This window comes from Parachryseolinea silvisoli, assembly GCF_021190955.1.
Classification (GTDB): domain Bacteria; phylum Bacteroidota; class Bacteroidia; order Cytophagales; family Cyclobacteriaceae; genus Ohtaekwangia; species Ohtaekwangia silvisoli.
Window position 1 is genome coordinate 402,795 of record NZ_JAIOAO010000002.1, and the last position, 16,226, is coordinate 419,020.

At 48.8% G+C, this 16,226-nt stretch carries 16 protein-coding genes; 3 read left to right on the forward strand and 13 right to left on the reverse strand.

Annotated elements, in window-relative coordinates; genetic code table 11:
• Positions 1–49 precede the first annotated feature (49 nt).
• The 7 genes from K7P01_RS11480 to K7P01_RS11510 form a co-directional block, all read right to left on the reverse strand.
• Positions 50–964: a gliding motility protein GldN gene (locus K7P01_RS11480; RefSeq protein WP_254082344.1), complete on the reverse strand. Its 915-nt coding sequence runs from the start codon at positions 962–964 to the stop codon at positions 50–52.
• Between the two features lie 7 nt (positions 965–971).
• Positions 972–2,567, reverse strand: a complete 1,596-nt coding sequence (gene porM / locus K7P01_RS11485; protein ID WP_267293053.1) for a type IX secretion system motor protein PorM/GldM — start codon at positions 2,565–2,567, stop codon at positions 972–974.
• 45 nt (positions 2,568–2,612) lie between these two features.
• Positions 2,613–3,434, reverse strand: coding sequence for a type IX secretion system motor protein PorL/GldL (gene porL / locus K7P01_RS11490; protein WP_254082346.1), 822 nt, complete (start codon positions 3,432–3,434; stop codon positions 2,613–2,615).
• Positions 3,435–3,496: 62 nt separating this feature from the next.
• Positions 3,497–4,585: a T9SS ring complex lipoprotein PorK/GldK gene (porK, locus tag K7P01_RS11495; protein WP_267293054.1), complete on the reverse strand. Its 1,089-nt coding sequence runs from the start codon at positions 4,583–4,585 to the stop codon at positions 3,497–3,499.
• 126 nt (positions 4,586–4,711) lie between these two features.
• Positions 4,712–5,662, reverse strand: coding sequence for a PorP/SprF family type IX secretion system membrane protein (locus K7P01_RS11500; protein WP_267293055.1), 951 nt, complete (start codon positions 5,660–5,662; stop codon positions 4,712–4,714).
• Between the two features lie 202 nt (positions 5,663–5,864).
• Entirely contained in the window at positions 5,865–6,641 is a 777-nt protein-coding gene (locus K7P01_RS11505; protein ID WP_267293056.1) for a uroporphyrinogen-III synthase, read from the reverse strand.
• 23 nt (positions 6,642–6,664) lie between these two features.
• Positions 6,665–7,768: a DUF4271 domain-containing protein gene (locus tag K7P01_RS11510; protein WP_267293057.1), complete on the reverse strand. Its 1,104-nt coding sequence runs from the start codon at positions 7,766–7,768 to the stop codon at positions 6,665–6,667.
• A 64-nt stretch (positions 7,769–7,832) separates the two neighbouring features.
• Between K7P01_RS11510 and hemW the strand changes: the two genes are divergently transcribed.
• Together hemW and K7P01_RS11520 are read left to right on the forward strand one after the other, a co-directional pair.
• Positions 7,833–8,963, forward strand: a complete 1,131-nt coding sequence (hemW, locus tag K7P01_RS11515) for a radical SAM family heme chaperone HemW (RefSeq protein WP_267293058.1) — start codon at positions 7,833–7,835, stop codon at positions 8,961–8,963.
• Between the two features lie 65 nt (positions 8,964–9,028).
• Entirely contained in the window at positions 9,029–9,388 is a 360-nt protein-coding gene (locus tag K7P01_RS11520; RefSeq protein ID WP_267293059.1) for a hypothetical protein, read from the forward strand.
• A 5-nt stretch (positions 9,389–9,393) separates the two neighbouring features.
• Here K7P01_RS11520 and K7P01_RS11525 read toward each other — a convergent pair whose 3' ends face one another.
• The 5 genes from K7P01_RS11525 to K7P01_RS11545 form a co-directional block, all read right to left on the reverse strand.
• Positions 9,394–10,116 (reverse strand): LytR/AlgR family response regulator transcription factor, encoded by a 723-nt coding sequence (locus K7P01_RS11525; protein ID WP_267293060.1) that lies wholly within the window; start codon positions 10,114–10,116, stop codon positions 9,394–9,396.
• On the reverse strand, positions 10,094–11,152 hold the full coding sequence (locus K7P01_RS11530) for a sensor histidine kinase (RefSeq protein ID WP_267293061.1): 1,059 nt from the start codon (positions 11,150–11,152) through the stop codon (positions 10,094–10,096). The genes K7P01_RS11525 and K7P01_RS11530 overlap by 23 nt, the downstream gene beginning before the upstream one ends.
• 75 nt (positions 11,153–11,227) lie before the next feature.
• On the reverse strand, positions 11,228–11,476 hold the full coding sequence (locus tag K7P01_RS11535) for a hypothetical protein (protein WP_267293062.1): 249 nt from the start codon (positions 11,474–11,476) through the stop codon (positions 11,228–11,230).
• Between the two features lie 35 nt (positions 11,477–11,511).
• A complete protein-coding gene (uvrA, locus tag K7P01_RS11540; RefSeq protein WP_267293064.1) occupies positions 11,512–14,358 on the reverse strand; it encodes an excinuclease ABC subunit UvrA in 2,847 nt (948 codons plus the stop codon).
• Between the two features lie 318 nt (positions 14,359–14,676).
• Positions 14,677–15,405 carry a hypothetical protein gene (locus K7P01_RS11545; RefSeq protein ID WP_267295322.1) on the reverse strand — a complete coding sequence of 243 codons (729 nt, stop codon included), beginning with the start codon at positions 15,403–15,405 and terminating at the stop codon, positions 14,677–14,679.
• Between the two features lie 74 nt (positions 15,406–15,479).
• Between K7P01_RS11545 and K7P01_RS11550 the strand changes: the two genes are divergently transcribed.
• Positions 15,480–15,884 (forward strand): OsmC family protein, encoded by a 405-nt coding sequence (locus K7P01_RS11550; RefSeq protein WP_267293066.1) that lies wholly within the window; start codon positions 15,480–15,482, stop codon positions 15,882–15,884.
• Here the strand turns inward: K7P01_RS11550 and ytxJ are convergent.
• Entirely contained in the window at positions 15,874–16,218 is a 345-nt protein-coding gene (gene ytxJ, locus K7P01_RS11555) for a bacillithiol system redox-active protein YtxJ (protein ID WP_267293068.1), read from the reverse strand. The genes K7P01_RS11550 and ytxJ overlap by 11 nt on opposite strands.
• Positions 16,219–16,226 lie beyond the last annotated feature (8 nt).

Here is a 16,226-nt window from a genome sequence, read left to right on the forward strand (position 1 = left end):
AAAAAAAGGGAAGCTCTCGCCTCCCTTTTCAATATCAAAAAAACAAAACTTAAAACTCCCAGAGATTGTGCTCTTTCTCCATGAGCATCATTTCAGTCCACTCACGTGCCCATACGCCTTCACGATAAGGGCGGCCGTTAGCACGGTAGGTGTCGTCGATGGTCTCATCATCCGGATTTTGAACTTTATAGATCGTTCCGTGGAAGAGTCTCAGCAAGAAAGCATCGGCGAAGTTCTTGTTCTGAGCAGTGTTCTGCCAGTTGAACCATACTGCTTTCGGGATGTTGTTACGGAACAGTTTCTCGAGATCCTTGTACTTGAACCAACCCAACGACACGTCGATGTTTGTGTTGGTTTTTGCACCGGGAATGATCAACTCAATGGCCTGAATGTCATAGTAGAGTCTTGATCTTCTTCTGTCGAAGATGATATCCTCACACATGTGGGCATTGCTAATATCATTCACCATATACTCGAGACCGCTGCCTTGTGAAGTTGCTGCCCAGTCATCGCCGGCATTGTCCGCACCCGGTGTTACACCGCGGTTGTCACGCAGGGAACGGTAGTTCTTGCCGTTGTATGTGATAACGTCATCGGTATAAAAATCGCGGTTCGGATCCCACTGGTCATAGGTCTGTGCCTGCTCAGCCACCAAACGGCCCAGAAAGTCTTGTTTCGAAACTTTCGAGGTCAGAGAGTCGCTGGCATAAACATCCGTCAACTCGCCAGATTTTACAGCGTCAATGATCAGCCGGGTCAATTCGCCATTTTTGGCGAAGAAGCCTTTGTTCTGCTTTTCACGCAGATCGATATTCCGCCACACACGCACTTTGTAGTGTTGCTCGTAGACAGGAATAGGGTTCAGTGAGTTAGGGTTGTACTGAACCTCCAGGTCCTGTACTTCCTGCGCTCTTGCTATAAAGCACGCTGCCGAAAGCGCTGCAAAAAATGCTATCTTCTTCATCTGTTTATTAATTCACTGGTATAATGATGATACCATTCGAACCTTTCGGGACAATCTTTTCTTCGTCGTCACGGAATGTTCTACGGGCAGCATCTTTGATATCAATAACAATACGGTCACCAGGGCGAGCTTGGCCTGCCCATGAACGCAAGTCGGGGTTACCGTTCGTTGCGGTCAAACGCTGTACACCAGCCGTTCCGCGACCGAGGATAACCTCAGCACGCTTGATGGAATAACGAGCATCCTTCGGAACTTCTTCCTTGAAGTTTGCTTCTGGCTCAGCCGCAAAACGCAGCGCAGCAAGTTGGTTGGCACGGATACCGTTGCGCAAGTCAACCTGGTTGTTACCCACGTATGCTACGTACTTCGGATCCGGAACGTTCTTCACGTCGAACGGCTGATCACCGATTGTAGCGCCACCGTTGCTTACCGTTACTTTGATCTTCCGTTGTTTCGGGATGATCGTTACACGGCCGGGCTTGTCACCTTTGATGATATCAGCACCGCCGTTTGAGTTAAACGAAGGATTATAATTCGTACCGAGAGAAGGAACTTCGATGTTCACCGTGTTACCGCAGTTCATATACAGGGTAGGAGCGTTACCAGTCGTTGCTTTAATAACTGGTTGTGCCACCATGTACTGAATGTCTTGCTCGTACGGCTTACCATCGATCATAATCCGGGCCTTGAAAGACTGTTTCGAGAAACCGTCTTTGTCATAGCTTCCACCTTTCGCGGTGAATTCTACTTTACCCATCTTCACACCGGACGGATCGTCCATTACCTGCAGTTTCTGACCGTTGTAGTACATCTCGGGCACCAGGCCGGAAGCCGATGCGGTGATAAACATGTCAGCCTGGTATTTAGCACCTGCTGCCACGATCGAAGATACAGGACGAACCATTGGAACGATGCGGTCGAACTTCACTACGCCAGCGCCTGCTTTTTCAGCCAGGATACCCAGCGCCTTCGCTTCTTGTTCCAACACTTCCGTTTGGATCTGCGTCACGGAAGCGTAAGCCGCTACCGCAGGCGTATTTTCAAACGTAAAGGTTAGGAAGTCTTTGTTCTTGTGCTTTTCGTTGTCTTTGAAAGCTGCCATTTGATCGGGAGACTTCGTCAGCGTTTCGAATTTACCACCGGTCAGCTTTTCGAGCTGCTTGCGGTAGTCTTCAAGCTTCTTCACGAACTCAACACCTACGCCCGCACCATCTTTTTTATCGATCATCATCGTCGCTATTTTCGAGCTGTGATCGTTGATGAATTGTTCGTCGACACCTTTGGCGCCAGCTTCGGCGAGCATCTTTTTCTTAACTTCTTCAATATAAGCCACGGTCGCTTTTGACTGCTTCCGTACTTCCTGGGCATTCGCTACGGCCTGCTTTACAGCTGCGTCGTCGCTCTTGCCACCGTCTTCCACTATCTTTCCAAGCTGAGCATCGTTCTTGGTATTCCCTTCACCAATCAGCGACTCAAGCGTGCTGTTGATGATAGCGAATTTTTCCAGAACGGCATTGCTCACCTGCAGCGCCAGAAGTGCAGTCAGTACGAGATACATCATACCGATCATCTTCTGCCGCGGGGTTTCCTTTCCACCTGCCATTGTTGGTTGTTTTTTTAATTAAACGTTAAAAAACAGTCAATCGTATTAGTTCTGACCGCCACCTTTCATGGCCGTCAGCATGCTGCCGTACACTTTGTTCAGGGCAGTCAGGTTATCAGAAAGTTTACCAAGTTCTGATGTGAATTTAGCGGTGTTATCACCAACCTTCGACAGACCTTGCATAGCACCTGTCAGGCTTTCATAGAACTTGTTCATATTCTTTACGTGGCTGTCGGCATCCTTCAGCTCCATCTCATATACTGAGTTCAGGGCAGCGAGGTTCTTCGTTACTTTCTGAACTTGTGAGTGGTACTCACCAGCGTCTTTCGATGCTTCAGACATGCTCGATACAGCCTTGATAGCAGTGTCGTAAGATTTGTTCATTTCCACCAGCTGGGTAGAAGCTTTCTTCACGTTGTTTGCATAGTCGTTTGTAGCGACAGCAGCGTCAGAAAGAGTCGACATTTTCTTAGCAGACTCAGCCAGGTTGTTCAGGCCTTTGCCGAGGCTATCCAGCAACTCAGGACCGATCTTCGCTTTCTCAAGTGAAGCGTCCAGTTGCTGAGACAAAGAAGCGCCAGCAGGTTTATTAGAGATACGAGGCGAAGTAGTAGGAGCTTCGTAGTCTTCAGAAAGTTCAGGATATACTTTTGACCAATCGGGCTCCTGGTGAGGCGGCTCGAATGCGCTCAGGAAGAAGATCACAGCCTCCGTCAAGAGACCGATCATCAGCATCTGGTCAGCACCGGTCAAGTGAAGAATTTTAAATAACGCACCCACGATTACAACTGCCGCACCAATACCATAAACTTTGGGCATTATGGTCTTGAAGAGAAGTTCGGCAAATCCGCCTTTTTTCTTGCTCATTTTAGTAATGGTTTAAGTTTTTTGCCTTTTGATATTAAAAAATAGAATAGAGTTTCTGGTTGTTAAAATTCCTGACCTGACGAGCGGCCCAGGTGGGTCATAGCACATCTGAACCCGATGTAGGCGCGCGTTGAATCTTTGAATTCGTAAGTACGTGTACCTGTTTCGAGGTAGTAAGCCACATCTTTCCAGGAACCACCGCGTACCACTTTCTTAGGCGGAACGCGCGGGTTGTAAGCTGAGCTTTCCGGATTGGTTCTCGGATCGATGTACTGCGGGTTCAAGTCCCAAACAGTCGGTACAGACGCAGGGTTGAAGTCATCTAAACACCATTCTGAAACATTTCCTGCCATGTCGAACAGACCGAAGTCGTTGGGGAAATAAGACATCGCGGGAGATGTGTAGGCAAAACCATCATCGTAAAAGTTACCACGGCCAGGCTTGAAGTTTGCAAGCATACATCCTTTAGAGTTACGGATGTAGGGGTTACCCCAGGGATATTTGGCCATGTCACGGCCGCCACGGGCGGCATATTCCCATTCTGCCTCAGACGGCAGACGGAAGGCAGGCATTTGGAAATCACCTACATTTTTGCGGTAGTCGTTCAGGTAAGCAGTTCTCCATTTTCCAAAGAAGACGGCAGCATCCCAGTTGACACCCACAACCGGATAGTCGTCGTAACCCGGGTGCCAGTAGTAGTAATCCTGAATAGGGTCACCCATGTGGTGAGCAAAGTCACGTACCCAGGCGGCAGTATCGGGATAGTATTTCTGACGGAACGTTTCAGCATCGACGGTCTCGAAGCCCTCAATGGTACCGTTGTCTACCAGGAAGAAGTTTGTGAATTGACGGTACTCGTTGTTGGTAATTTCTGTATCGTCCATGAAGAACGAACCAATGGTTACCTGCTTGTTGAAGTTGATTTGAGTGGAAGCAGGATCTTCATCTGCCTGACCCATGTGAAACGTACCAGCGGGAATCGGAACCATCCCATAGGGAATTGTCATAACCCAACCTTCGCGGCCGGGAACTCCGACGAGTTCACCCTGATCGTTTCCGCCACCTTTACCACCTCCAAGACCCAGGAGGCCACAAGCACTGGCCACTGCGCCCGAAAGCACTAACACTACTTTTGAAAGAACCTTATTCATACTGCTATCTCAGGTTTGTCTACGGTGAATTTTTAGAGGACGAAAGTTAATTGTATCAGCTTTATTTTTTTGAAGAAAGTAAATGCAAATTCATTAAAATCTTAAAAATACCAAACTCAGTGCCGCTTAATGCCTGTAGCGAGGGGTTCGAACGACTTTTTTGCCGCTGCCCGGATTGACAGGTAATTCATAACTCAGCATGAACTCAAGCGAAAAATTATCTTTGGCATCACGGTCTTTGACGATGAAGTCAATGCCACTACCTAACTTGAGTGATTTGTCTTTTAATAGTGCGTATCCCAACAGTAAGCTACCCGCCTCACCTTGTCTAAACGCAAGGCCTCCCCACATCGTATCTTTCAAGTAACCAATCGTTGCAAAATCCATTTGTGTACGATTCAAATCTGAGCGAACTGCAACACTAAATTGTACACGTAAATCAAAACTTACCTCGTAAAAATACCCACCGGTTGCGTTAATGTGATTTTCCAACGCGCTACGCACACCATCTTCACCAAAATCAAATTCAGAACGTAACAAGTGATTAAAACCGATACCGATATAGTACTTCTCGGCGCGATAAAAAGCGCCCAACCCCAGGTCCGGACGAATTTGCGATTCTTTACCGTGCTTCAGCAGCGGGTCGTCGGGATTTGTCGCACGGTACACTTCCCAATCAATCGCCTGCGAGTATACTCCTGCCTTAATCCCTAAGCTCAACTTCGTATCTTTTATACCCAGGTGGTACGCGTACATCGCTTGTGCCTCCAGGTTGTTCTGCGGTCCGAGCTTATCGTTCATCACGTAAGCACCAAACCCGCTGCGCAGTTTGAAGATGGGCGTGTTAAAGCTTACCATCTGTGTTACGGGAGCACCGCCATCGTTGAAGCTTGACTGGTACCCGAGCCATTGGCTACGGTGTACTGCTGTAAGCCTCGTTACACCATCCACGCCGGCGTATGCAGGAGTCATGTATAAGTTGTTAAACATGTACTGCGTGAACAGGGGATCTTGCTGAGCAGAAACACCGGATCCAGCCAGAGCCAACAGGAGGGTATAAAAAGTCTTTTTCAGCATTAAGGTTAAAAAATAGAATTTAAAGTAAGCGCTTTTTTACGACACAGTCAATCTAATGTAATTAAAGTGTAATAAAAAAGGTCACTTTGTAAAATTCAAAGGATGAACGAGTTATTCAAAAAAACTACCCGTTCATGCGGGCACATCAAAACGTCCAAAACGCCGAAAACCGTTTCGTCCCGCTGAAAGAACTGAAAATGTGCTACTTAATTCCGTTCGCCTTTTTTATATAGAGCTCAAGCGCACCCGTCATTGACGGCGCGTTCGGCAGGGGTGCTTCAATGTCCAAAATAAGGCCGGCATCGCGTACAGCCTTGGCCGTTGTTGGGCCAAAAACCGCTATGCGGGTGTTATTTTGCTTGAATTCAGGGAAATTGACAAAAAGGGAGTTGATGCCTGAAGGGCTGAAAAACGCCAGAATATCGTAAAACACTTCTTTCAGGTCCGATAAATTGGCGGCTACCGTATGGTAAATGATGGCTTCGGTGTAATTGTATCCGCCGTCTTTTAGAAAATCAGGGATGTCATTTTTACGGATATCCGAGCAGGGGAAGAGGTATTTCTCGTTTTTGTGTTTCTTGAGCATCTCCAGCAGATCTTGAGCCGTCTTCAAACCCGTGAAGATTTTACGTTTACGGATCACGATGTATTTCTGCAGGTAGTTCGACGTCTGCTCTGAGATGCAAAAGTATTTCATCTCCGGAGGCATCTCGAGTTTTAGTTCCTGACAGATATGAAAGAAATGGTCAACGGCATTACGACTTGTGAAAATAATGGCCGTATGGTTTAGGATGTCGATCTTCTGCTTGCGAAATTCTTTGACAGGTACTGGCTCTACCTGAATGAACGGGCGGAAATCGATTTTCAGGTTATACTTTTCAGCCAACTTCAGGTAGGGAGAGTTCGCATCAGCCGGAGCTTCTTGGGTCACCAGAATGCTTTTTACCTTGCGCATCCTGTCAGTAGCAATTTCACTCATATCAACACGTAAACGAATTCAGGCTAATTGTACAGTACCTTTAATGTTATCAAAAAGGGTATCAATTCGGTAGCACAAATGTACGAAAATAAATGAAACAACGAGTGGCTCATTTTGCTACTTAACTTGAAAATGATCAACACCATCCAAACAACAAGGGTCCATCCAAAAAACTGCAGCAGGCCGTAGAAAAAACCGGCATGCTGGCCATGCATGATGAAGTACCCAGACATAATGATCGTAACGGTTCCAAACACTACCAACAACACACGTACCCAATTGAAAAAATGTGTGCCCGCCGCCTCCGGCACACCGAATAAGCTCGTTAATCCGTACACCAGCGTCATCTTCACAAAGAAGATTCCCAGCACAATCAGGCTCAATTCCAGCCATTGCAGCATCGCCATGGGAAAATTCTCTGCTTTAAACAGCAAGGCCGTCGTATATTCTGTGGGTAGAAAATGAAAAATGATCATCAGGTAATACCCCAGCATCATACTACAGAAAATATAGAAGAGAATATTCGTGCTGCTGGTGATCCGCGTGTATACCTGACTGTCGTCCATTTCACGCATGGAGAATATTTTGATAACCGAAAAATAATCTGATGCCAGCTTGGGATTCAGGCGAATGATGGTAATGACCAGCATCACTAACACCAGTAACCCGATGATGGCGAAGTCGCGAAAGGAAGTATTGCGTGGCACCAACTGCTCTTCTGTGCTGGCCTTTTGCGGCGCGCGCGTCAGCACCTGGGTGCTGAGATCCTCCTGCCAGATGCGTTTTTGACGGACGGCCACCGTAAACGACGGCGAAAAAATACCCGCCAGGCTGTCGATGTCGAGATGCAAACGCGTACCAGTACCGGCGAGCTTGCCGTCGATGAACAGGTTAAACGGTTGAGGGCTGCTCACTGCCAGAAGATCGTGTTGAAATTTACCGGCATCCACGCGAAAGTAAACCGTCGACACCTTCTCGTTTCCGGTAAAAGCCTCGTATTTGCCCTCCTCAAAGTAGGTCCACTCGGATGCGAAATCCTTGCGGATAGCATACTGCTGCGCCGCGGCCTGTACTGTGAGTAGACATGCCAGACAGCTAAAGAGGACCAGTTTTTTTACGCTCATCATACGGCTCAAAAATATTCAGAATTGGTCTCATATCCCGAAATGCCCGTAAGTTTGCCACACGAATATGGCCGGAATCTATTTTCACATTCCCTTTTGCAAGCAGGCATGCCACTACTGTGACTTTCACTTTTCCACGAATCAGGAGAAAAAGGGAGAAATGGTCGGTGCGCTGGTGCGCGAGCTGGAGCTCCAAAAGTCGTACCTGGCGGGTGAAACGATCGAGACCGTGTATTTCGGCGGGGGCACACCCTCGCTTCTGTCGGTGGTGGAAATAGAAACGCTATTAGAAGCCGTTGCTAAAACCTACTCATTGGCGCCCACTGGGGAAATAACGCTGGAAGCCAATCCCGACGACCTTCACGCCGAAAAATTGGTGGATTTGCGTGCCGCAGGAGTCAATCGCCTGAGCATCGGCATTCAGTCGTTTGATGATCGGGTGTTGCATTTCTTACATCGCGCACACAGCGCCTCGGCAGCGCAGCAGTGCCTGGAGCAAGCGCGTGCGGCAGGCTTCGACAACATCAGCCTCGACTTGATTTATGCCATTCCTGGGCAACCGGTGGAGACCTGGCGGGAAAATATTCGGCGCGCACTGTCTTTTGCACCGGAACACATCTCATCCTATTCTCTTACAATCGAAGAAAAGACAGCGTTCGGCAAGTGGGCGGCCACGGGCAAGCTCAAAGCTGTAGAGGATGACCTCGCGGCAGCGCAGCTGGAGATGCTGGTAGAGATGCTGGACGTTGCCGGCTATGAGCAATACGAAGTGTCGAACTTTGCTCGGCCTGGATATTATTCGCGTCACAATAGCAGCTATTGGCAGCAAAAAAAATACCTGGGCATTGGCCCAAGCGCCCATTCCTATGACGGCCAGAGCCGGCAATACAATGTCGCGAACAACCATGTTTATTTGCGCGGATTGCAAGAAGATAAAATTCCATTTACACACGAAGCGCTGACGCCGGAAGATGTCATAAACGAATACCTGCTAACCACCCTGCGTACGTCCTGGGGCGCTGATCTGCGGAAACTGCGACAGGAGCTTCAGTACGACCTGCAGGCTCTACACGGTCCCTACCTGAATACACTCTTTGCCGAAAGTCTGGCCATCGTGTCAGGCGATACCCTGCAACTCACCAGGCGCGGTAAGATGCTGGCCGATAAGATCGCGGCCGACTTATTTGCGACAAAATAAAACCGCGTCGCAACGGCCAAGCAGGAAGTTTCGTAATTTTCACGACCGTTCCCTATCCGAGACCCATGGAAGAAAAAAAAGTGTATATGTTGCTCAAAGCCGTGATCTTTCACTACCACGGTCTGGACGACATAGAAAAAAACGATTTAGAGAAAACCGCGCACGAGCTAAACGCCCAGGATGAATACAAGTGGGCGCTGGATTTTGTAGCGCAAGATTATGTCACCTCTTTCGACCGCGCCCGTGATTACCTGAACGAGATCATCGGCGACTATCCCAAAGAAAAGCGCGTGGAGCTAATCAATATGGTTTGGCAAGCAAACAACCTCAAGGGCTACGTGACCGAAATGGAGGCCACGGCCATGCTGAAGCTTGCCAAAGACTGGAATGTACAAAAAGAACTGATCGAGCTTGTGTTAGCCTGAACCCATTACAGGCTCATCATATCTTTAAACTTGGCCGCCTGCCGACGACTTACTTCAACCTTATCCCCGCCCCGAAGTTTTACCATAAGCCCGCCGTTGAACCACGGCTCGATGCCTTCTACCCAGCTCAGGTTGACGATGTGCTTACGGCTCGCCCGGAAGAAAGCGCGTTCGTCCAGCTTTTCATCCAATGCATTCAACGACTTGTGAATCATCGGCCGGTTGGCATCAAAGTATACTTTGATGTAGTTACCGTCTGACTCGAACAGGCGCACATTTGAAAGGCTCACAAACCAGCAGCGGTCGCCGTCTTTTACAAATACCTGGTCGTTCAGACCCAGCTTTTTCTCCGGCCCACGAACGGCGGCAAGCTTGGCACGCTCCTTTTCCGCGAGTTTCGAGACAGTTTCCAGTAGCCGTTCCGGTTGAATGGGCTTAAGCAGATAGTCCAGCGCATTTACCTCAAAAGCCTTGATCGCAAACTCATCATAGGCAGTCGTGAACACCACCAGTGGCACAGCATCCAATTCTTCGAGCAGCTGGAAGCCTGTCTTTCCGGGCATTTGGATGTCCAGGAATAGCAGGTCGGGATTCAGGTCGTTTACCAGCTGCGTCGCCTCGTCGGCGTTGGCCGCCTCACCCACTACTTCGATCATCGGATGATCTTCCAACAACTTCATTAGCTCTTTTCGCGCCAGGCGCTCATCATCCACGATTAATGCTCTCATAGGTAAAATTTTGAGGAATGATTATTTCAGTAAGTACAAAATTATCGTTTTCATTCACAATCCGGAACGATGCCTCGTCTCCATAGATCAGTTTTAAGCGCTGCATGGTATTTTTCAATCCCAAACCTCCTTTGCGTTTGTTCCCTTGCACCAGGTGCCCTGTATTGCGAATATGGACCTTCAAACGGTTATTATCAACAGATGTCTTCACCTGAATCACGCCGCCCTGCGTAAGTTTCGAAATCCCGTGCTTGATACCGTTCTCCACCAGCGTCTGAATCATCAGCGGTGGCACCAAAAAGTTTTGCGATTGCGGATGTATGTCGAACTCCGTCTTTAGCCGCTCCTCAAAGCGAATGCTCTCCAGTCCCAGGTAATCCCGCACCAACCGCATCTCGTCATCGAACTTGGTAAGCCCTTTCTTATCCATCGCCAGGCTATTGCGCAAAATATTGGAGAGCTGGTTAATGGCCTGTTTGGACTTCGAGGGGTTCTCGTCTACCAGGGCACGAATGCTGTTTAACGCATTGAAGATAAAATGCGGGTTGAGCTGCGACTTGAGGTTGTTCAGCTCGATCTCGATCATCGACGCCTCGTACTTCAGCGACTTATTATACCGGTCGAAATAGTGATAGGTAAAATAAAACACCGACCACAGGAAGAATACGATCGCATAAAAGGACGTCTGCCCCAGGATTTGTGCCGGGTCAAACGCAGTGCGCGGATCAAATAATCGACCGAGGATCAAATTAACGGGTATACGTAAGAAATATACCGTCACCCCCATCAAAATCACGGCCACAAATACACCCGGGATAAGTTTTGGCATAGGCAGGTACAGCCACCGCCAGCGGTTCAGGAATAAGCGGAATAAGTGTGTGATCATGAGGCATAAAAAAGCCTCGAACAGCAAGAACGTAATGCGACGCGTCGCAAAACCATCAGAAGCAAAGAAGCTGAAGACAATCTGGACAACGGCGTAGAATAACCACCCGCCGGTTTGTAGTGTCCAATACAATCTGTGCTTATTTACCATATCGCCTCTGCGAAAAGTTCAAAATATACGCAAATCGCGGGCACCCGGCATCCCAAATTTATGTGGGTGGTGGATCTACAGGTATTTAAACTGCAGGAGGTATAAGAAAAGTATGCCTGTCACAATAATCAGCGACCAGGTAATGGTCACGATCGTTTTTTTATACGCGACAAGCTTTGGCTCGGCGGCCATCGAGTTGAACGCAAAGGCCAGACTGGCCAGTATATACAAAGATGCTTCGAGCAGATCTCCTGTGTATACCTGGTAGACTCCTACCAAAAAGAAAAGGAAGCTGACCAGGTATGGGCGTAGGCGTGCTATCATGTTGATACTGTGTGAAAATCGATTATTATCACGGGTTAATTCAACTCGGCCTTCAGGAACTTACCCGTGTAGCCTGTGGTATTTTTGGCCACCTCCTCGGGGGTGCCCCGGGCGATGATCTTGCCACCTTTTGCGCCACCTTCCGGCCCCAGGTCGACGATATGGTCCGACGACTTGATAACGTCGAGGTTGTGCTCGATTACCAATACCGTATTGCCCTTGTCGACAAGTTTCTGCAACACATCGAGCAAATGCGCAATATCCTGGAAGTGCAACCCCGTGGTGGGCTCATCCAGAATGTACATCGTCTTACCGGTATCGCGCTTCGACAGCTCCGTTGCCAACTTCACACGTTGTGCCTCCCCGCCAGAAAGTGTCGTAGCATGTTGTCCCAGGGAAATATAACCCAGACCCACTTCGCCAAGCGTTTGGATCTTGCGCAAGATCTTTGGCTGGTTCTCAAAGAACGTGATCGCTTCCTCCACCGTCATATCCAGCACGTCGCTGATCGACTTCCCTTTGAATCGTACTTCCAGCGTCTCCCGGTTATACCGCTTCCCCTTACAAGTTTCGCAAGGTACATATACGTCCGGAAGAAACTCCATTTCAATGAGACGTAAACCGGCCCCTTCGCATGTTTCGCACCGGCCACCCTTTACATTAAACGAGAACCGACCGGTTTTATATCCACGGATCTTTGACTCCGGCATCTGCGTAAACAGGTCGCGGATATCGCTGAACACCCCCGTATAAGTAGCCGGGTTCGAACGCGGTGTGCGGCCAATGGGTGACTGATCTACTTCTATCACTTTGTCGATATGCTCAAGCCCTTCCATCTTTTTATGCGACAGCGGCTCTGTACGCGAATTATAGAAGTGACGATTGAGGATCGGGAAAAGTGTTTCATGGATCAGCGTAGACTTACCACTGCCCGAGACACCCGATATACACGTGAGCGTGCCCAGCGGTATCTCGAGTGTAACATCTTTCAGGTTGTTACCTGAAGCACCCGTCAGCACCAGCTTCTCACCACTGCCTTTGCGTCTGTCCTTCGAAAATTGTATACCGATCTTGCCGCTCAGGAATTTGGCCGTAGTACTGTCGTTCTTCAAAAACGTTTTCGGATCGCCCGCGGCCACGACGTGACCTCCATGACGGCCCGCCCCCGGACCAATGTCGAGTATATAATCCGATGCTAACATCATGTCCTTGTCGTGCTCCACCACTACCACGCTGTTACCAATGTCGCGCAGGTCTTGCAGCGCTTTGATCAGTTTAACGTTGTCGCGTGCATGCAGCCCGATGCTGGGCTCGTCGAGAATGTATAACACCCCTACCAGCTGTGTACCGATCTGTGTGGCCAATCGTATACGTTGCGACTCACCACCACTCAGTGTGCGAATGGGCCGATTGAGGTTCAGGTAGTCCAGGCCGACGTCCAGCAAGAAGCCTATACGCTTCCGGATCTCCTTCAACACCTCCGTGGCGATTACCTTCTGCTTGGCATTGAGTCGTCCTTCTAAACCGTCAAACCATTTTTTCAAGGACTGGATGTCAAGTATAGCCAGTTCGGCAATGTTCTTGTCGTCGATCTTAAAATGCAACGACTCCTTCTTCAAACGCGCGCCGTTACATTCCGGACATGTGCGAACGACCGTGAAATCCTCCACCCATTTTCGCATTGACTCCGACCCTTCATCGCGTTGCTTCTCGAGGAAGTTGATGATGCCTTCAAAGCGCACGTTCCAGTCCGTGCCAGGATATTTTACCGAGGCCACCGGCACGGGTGTATCGTCGCCATAGAGCATCACCTTGATAACATCCTTGGGTATATCTTTGACCGGTGTCGACAACGTCAGCTTGTGACGCTTCAGCATCGACTCGATCTTCTTAAAGATCCAAATGTCTCGGTACTCACCCAGCGGCAAAATACCACCCCGGCTGATGCTCAACTTCTTGTCGGGCATGATCGAATCTTCCGTGATCTCTTCGATCTGTCCCAACCCGTTACACGTGGGGCACGCCCCATACGGGGAGTTGAAAGAAAATGTATTCGGCGCCGGCTCATCATACGACAGGCCCGTTTTGGGGTCCATCAGGAATTTGGAGAAATGATGCACCTTGCCACCCTCTTCCATCACCATGATGACGCCCTTGCCCTCTTTCAGTGACTTGGCGATCGATTGCCCGATGCGATGTTTGTCTTTGGGATCGGCCACGATCCTGTCCATCACCACTTCGATGTCGTGTATCTTGTAACGGTCCACCTGCATCTTGGCCGTGATCTCTTGCACATCGCCATCTATACGCACTTTGGTGTAACCCGACTTTCGGATCTGCTGGAAGAGCTCGCGATAGTGACCTTTACGCCCCTTGACGATTGGCGCCAGGAGCACCAACTTTTTACCTTTCAGGGTTGTGATGATCGCATCCAGGATTTGTTCTTCCGATTGACGCACCATTTTATCGCCAGACAGATACGAAAAAGCTTCGCCGGCCCGCGCGTACAACAGACGCATAAAATCGTATATCTCTGTTACAGTACCCACAGTGGAACGTGGGTTCCGCGACGTCGTTTTTTGTTCGATGGAAATAACGGGGCTCAGGCCATTGATCTTGTCAACATCCGGCCGCTCGAGGTTGCCCAGAAAGCTCCGCGCGTATGCAGAAAAGCTTTCCATGTAGCGACGTTGCCCTTCGGCATAAATAGTATCAAAGGCAAGTGAAGACTTTCCGCTGCCGCTGATGCCGGTAATGACAACTAACTTGTTACGCGGAAAGCTAACGTTGATGTTTTTCAGGTTATGCTCACGGGCCCCGATGACTTCGATATACTCATGACCGGTCTGGTCCTGGATCTTTTTTTCTGCTGCTTTCGCCATGAATTGAACTTACCAATAATGAGAAATACAAAAATGCCGCGCCGATCGTTTCCCGCAAAATGAAAAAATCGGAATCGTACGATCTTTCTTCAAATTCCGCCAGCGATGTGCCCGGCTGTCTGTGCCACCACTTCACCTATCGATGGACATACCCATCTGTTTTCCTAGTGCCTTATAGCTAGGATATCACTAGCATAACACTAGCTCAATACTAGCGTAAGTCTAGGACATCCGCGGACTATCCGGCACTGTATGTCCAGAAAAACAGGAAGGCCACCCTTTCCAGGATAGCCTTCCCATACGCCCGCAGGCAAAATATTATTTCCGATTGCCGTAAAACAGAGTAATAAACAGCGTCGGGTAAAATGCATAGTTTTTGGCAGCCGCCATCAATTCCACTTTTTCAGTGTAGGCATCTAGCAGAAATCCTGCCTCAAAACCCGTCACCTGGCTTTTAATCGTGCCCAGCTCAAAGTTAAGCGCAGCTTTTATATTGGCGCCGGGAGCGATCTTCGACTCGTCAATGCCCTGGAACAAACGGCCGGTGCCAAAGATAGACGTGACGCCGATGTTGGTGTCATACTGCGCCGTATTCGTTACAAACGAAGTGTTGTCTACGCTATATTCCACGTAATACGGGGCCACAATACCAATGGTCGGACCCGCTGCAAAAATGGCTTTGATTTCCACCCCTTGTTGCGGTGCTTTTTTGAACAAGATAAAGTCGCGTCCGTATTGCAGGCGGAGGGCATAGAGATAATTCTTTTTTCCGAGAATAAAGAAGTTGCCGGTGTTGGGTGAGCTGGTGCGTACTTCCTGTGGATTCTTCACGTTCATGATCTCCAGACCATACGTTTCCAGTACGCGGTCGCTCAACTTACGCGCTTTTTTGAAAACCAGGCCCCCGATGAGCCCCCCTGCTGTATTTTTATTGATCCCCCACGTAAACTCTGACTGGTAATCATAGCTATCTTGCGTTTGTGCATTTGCCACAATCGCCACCAACAAAAAGGCCATTAACAGGGAGATCTTATCCAGACGCAACATCCTCACAAAGATACTTTGGATTAAATTTAAACTTTTAATTACCTAACGCAAATACTAACCCCAAGTTATTCGATATGGTTTCCATGACCGGAATTTATGAAGGATCTTTACGTACAAGCGTAAAACATCTCAAATCAGGCAATACAATCGTTACCGATGCACCACCCGATAATAACGGCCGTGGCGAAGCATTTAGCCCGACCGACCTGACATGCGCCTCGCTGAACAGCTGCATGATGACGCTCATGGGCATTCTGGCTAACCGTGAGGGAATCGACCTGACAGGTCTTACGTCGGAAATCACAAAAATTATGGGTGCCGACCCGCGAAAAATTGCGGAAGTTAAAATTGTGTTTACACACCCGTCGCTCGTCGCCACGGACATTCAAAAGGAAAAACTAAAACGTGCCGCCATGACCTGCCCCGTAGCGTTAAGCCTCTCGGACACGGTCGTTCAGAGCATCACGTTTAATTTTTAACCGTACTGCGTATTTGTTGGTAGTCGATCGCCATGTGTGAGCGGTCGTATACCGACGCGCCGTCGCGGATGATCAGGATTTGGGGGGATTCGTGCTCAACTTCAAAAAGCGCAGCGATTTGATTGGAGATCTGACGATAGGAAATCAGGTCGAGGAAATAAGGCTTCACGTGTGAATCCATTTCCTGCACATCCCAGTTCCGCTCCAGTCGCTCTAACACCATTCTGCTAATTGAGCAACGGGTGCTATGTTTAAAAATAAGGACTGGTCTCTCGGCCGATTCTTTCCGGATCGCTTCCAACTGGTCCAGTGAGGTCAATTTTTCCCAATTCATATGTGATG

Bases quoted from the DNA above. Each gene is read 5' to 3' on its own strand.
- K7P01_RS11520 (WP_267293059.1), top strand. From the start codon at position 9,029: ATGGAAGAAAAAAAAGTGTATATGTTGCTCAAAGCCGTGATCTTTCAC.
- K7P01_RS11530 (WP_267293061.1), bottom strand. From the start codon at position 11,152: ATGGTAAATAAGCACAGATTGTATTGGACACTACAAACCGGCGGGTGG.
- porK (WP_267293054.1), bottom strand. From the start codon at position 4,585: ATGAATAAGGTTCTTTCAAAAGTAGTGTTAGTGCTTTCGGGCGCAGTG.
- K7P01_RS11550 (WP_267293066.1), top strand. From the start codon at position 15,480: ATGGTTTCCATGACCGGAATTTATGAAGGATCTTTACGTACAAGCGTA.
- K7P01_RS11510 (WP_267293057.1), bottom strand. From the start codon at position 7,768: ATGATGAGCGTAAAAAAACTGGTCCTCTTTAGCTGTCTGGCATGTCTA.
- uvrA (WP_267293064.1), bottom strand. From the start codon at position 14,358: ATGGCGAAAGCAGCAGAAAAAAAGATCCAGGACCAGACCGGTCATGAG.
- K7P01_RS11480 (WP_254082344.1), bottom strand. From the start codon at position 964: ATGAAGAAGATAGCATTTTTTGCAGCGCTTTCGGCAGCGTGCTTTATA.
- K7P01_RS11500 (WP_267293055.1), bottom strand. From the start codon at position 5,662: ATGCTGAAAAAGACTTTTTATACCCTCCTGTTGGCTCTGGCTGGATCC.
- K7P01_RS11545 (WP_267295322.1), bottom strand. From the start codon at position 15,405: ATGTTGCGTCTGGATAAGATCTCCCTGTTAATGGCCTTTTTGTTGGTG.
- porL (WP_254082346.1), bottom strand. From the start codon at position 3,434: ATGAGCAAGAAAAAAGGCGGATTTGCCGAACTTCTCTTCAAGACCATA.
- hemW (WP_267293058.1), top strand. From the start codon at position 7,833: ATGGCCGGAATCTATTTTCACATTCCCTTTTGCAAGCAGGCATGCCAC.
- porM (WP_267293053.1), bottom strand. From the start codon at position 2,567: ATGGCAGGTGGAAAGGAAACCCCGCGGCAGAAGATGATCGGTATGATG.
- ytxJ (WP_267293068.1), bottom strand. From the start codon at position 16,218: ATGAATTGGGAAAAATTGACCTCACTGGACCAGTTGGAAGCGATCCGG.
- K7P01_RS11535 (WP_267293062.1), bottom strand. From the start codon at position 11,476: ATGATAGCACGCCTACGCCCATACCTGGTCAGCTTCCTTTTCTTTTTG.
- K7P01_RS11525 (WP_267293060.1), bottom strand. From the start codon at position 10,116: ATGAGAGCATTAATCGTGGATGATGAGCGCCTGGCGCGAAAAGAGCTA.
- K7P01_RS11505 (WP_267293056.1), bottom strand. From the start codon at position 6,641: ATGAGTGAAATTGCTACTGACAGGATGCGCAAGGTAAAAAGCATTCTG.